Source organism: Nocardiopsis sp. CNR-923 (assembly GCF_001942255.1).
Taxonomy (GTDB): domain Bacteria; phylum Actinomycetota; class Actinomycetes; order Streptosporangiales; family Streptosporangiaceae; genus Nocardiopsis.
Genome location: NZ_MKKC01000035.1, coordinates 1 through 1,816, shown reverse-complemented (window position 1 = coordinate 1,816; position 1,816 = coordinate 1). Strand labels below are relative to the sequence as shown.

The window sequence follows — 1,816 nt, the reverse complement described above, 5'->3', positions numbered from 1 at the left end:
GGGCTCCACGTCTATGTCTGCTGAACGGTCATATCTCCCGCATGGTCCGGTTGACGGCTTTCATCCCGTTTCAAAGTCGCTGGGATCACCTCAGTGGGCGGTTGGGGTGTTCAGATTTCCATCCAGAAGCGCATCGATATCGCGTGCGACACGGTCATCGATCTCCCTGGTCCGTTCTCCGGTAGCTGCGTCAACGATGAAGAGATCGTTACCATCCTTGTTGATACCGACTGTCTCGGCAAAGGACACAAAAACTTGCCCATCCTTGAACCACGCGGGCTTGTGCACCATGTCAGTGGCTCCTTGTCTTGGGGTCGATTTTCTCGAAGAAGTAGAGGTTGGTTTTCGCACGACAGAATCCTTGGAATGCCTCCATCGGCACGTTGATGACTCCCCTCGTGATGAAACGTGTAGCCATCCAATCACTTAGCCAAGAATAACTTGACGAAAAGAAGTAGGTTTCTGGAAGGATGATGCCGACTCGCCCCCCAGCACCTAGAAGCCTGTAGGCTCGTTCTAGGAACACCAGGCCAATCTCAAGGTCCTTGTACTTTTTGTTCTTTCCTGCAGCCCATGAGATTGTATACTTGTTAAGTTCACACTCTCGTGCTGAAATCTTGAGTGCTTCACCGAACGGTGGATTCGTCAATACAACCGTAAACGCACCGTTCCGCATTGCTGCAGTGAGATGTGAATAGCTATTTGACCAGCGGTCTTCGCGAAGTGAGTCGCCGATATGAATATGGGCGCTACCGTCGCCCATAACCATCATCATCGCGCGAGTCAGTTTCACGTTGATGCTGTCCTTGTCGACTCCGTGGACTTGCCGATGAGCCCAGGTTCGAACTGTCTCAGGCCTGTCAATACGGGATGCCATATCACGGAACGCTTCGATCAGAAATCCACCTGTGCCACATGCGGGATCGATGATTTTATCGTTAGGTTGGATATCGAGAACGCGCACGGCTGCACGGACAACTGGAAACGGTGTGAAGTACTGACCTTCCCCAGCTTTGAGGTTGGCTCGACGAAAAACCTGGAAGGCAGCAGAAACAGCCTCCGCACCTACGTTTAGCATGTTCATGCCAGACCACGCGTAGACGATCTCTTTGATTGTATGATCGTCTAGCATCAACTGAGGCGAGTGTTCTTCGCGGAAGATCTCTTCTCGCTGCTGAATGAGCGTCTCGAAATCTCCATGGATTCGGTCGGCGGTTTTCTTCTCGGAATCAGCCAGCTGGAAGGATACCGGCTTCTTTGGTTGCATTGAACCGTTGGTATCCGACTCCAGCTTGAGTAGCAGCATGTTGCACAACTGTTCAAGCTGAGCTTCCGATCGAGTTACGATCGTATCGCGCGCAACTACGAGATCAAGCAAGGCCTCGAACGACTGACGTAGTTCACGCCCGGAGGGCGTAGCTAGGTCGTCAAACGTGATCGCCTTAGAGGTCGCCTGTTCAAAGTTGTCACCAGGAGAGGGGAGGCGGAGATCCTTGTGTTTAACATGCTTGAATGTGCCGTCTGGAAGTTTATAGATGGTTACTGAATTTTTTCCATTGGTCCAGACACCAAAGCGAGCACGTGGTTCACGGGTAAGGTAAATCTCTAGTTGAGATATACCCTCGTTGAGAGTGGGCTTTTTGAACTCGAACAGTCCGAGGACGTTCTGCCAGTCGTTTGGACGCTCAGGGTCCTCAAATAGCACAAGGTCCACAGGCCAGTGAGGTGATCCCAGCGACTTTGAAACGGGATGAAAGCCGTCAACCGGACCATGCGGGAGATATGACCGTTCAGCAGACATAGACGTGGAGCCCCA

Annotated in this window: 2 protein-coding genes; both read right to left on the bottom strand. The window is 51.9% G+C overall.

Annotated features, from left to right (window positions below; translation table 11 throughout):
• Window positions 1-90: 90 nt before the first annotated feature.
• Window positions 91-291: a hypothetical protein gene (locus BJF83_RS26475; protein WP_143831763.1), complete on the bottom strand. Its 201-nt coding sequence runs from the start codon at window positions 289-291 to the stop codon at window positions 91-93.
• 1 nt (window position 292) lies between these two features.
• A partial coding sequence (locus BJF83_RS02555; RefSeq protein WP_262391253.1) for a class I SAM-dependent DNA methyltransferase occupies window positions 293-1,816 on the bottom strand: 1,524 nt, incomplete at its 5' end.

Excerpts from the sequence above, each read along its gene's own strand:
- BJF83_RS26475 (WP_143831763.1), bottom strand. The coding sequence starts at position 291 with ATGGTGCACAAGCCCGCGTGGTTCAAGGATGGGCAAGTTTTTGTGTCC.